Source organism: Bacillus sp. SIMBA_008 (genome assembly GCF_046535495.1).
GTDB lineage: Bacteria > Bacillota > Bacilli > Bacillales > Bacillaceae > Bacillus > Bacillus subtilis.
The window spans coordinates 1-269 of the sequence record NZ_JAWRWL010000513.1 but is presented as its reverse complement, the minus strand read 5'-3'; the positions used below and the strand labels follow the sequence as shown (position 1 = coordinate 269).

The 269-nt window shown below is 30.1% G+C and carries 1 pseudogene; it reads right to left on the bottom strand.

Annotated features, from left to right (window positions below):
- Positions 1-94: 94 nt before the first annotated feature.
- Positions 95-269, bottom strand: a pseudogene (locus SB658_RS24255) (AbrB/MazE/SpoVT family DNA-binding domain-containing protein); the annotation flags it as partial.

Sequence of the window (269 nt, the reverse complement as noted above, 5' to 3'; positions counted from 1 at the left end):
AGTAAACAATCCATTTTTACAGATGGTACTTGCTGCGAATGAAACCCTTAGGATATTAAACCTATTTCACTAAAAACTTTTCTAATTCTTCAGCTTAATGTTTAGCTCCAGTAGGACTTAAAGTAATTTTACCATCTGCTAAAGTTATATTTTTTGCAGATACCTCTCCAGTAATTTGGCAAGCATTATAAGGCGAATATCTTTTTAAAATTATATTTTCATTATCAACATAAATTTCTAATGGTGATTTAATCCCTATGCCTAGCGTA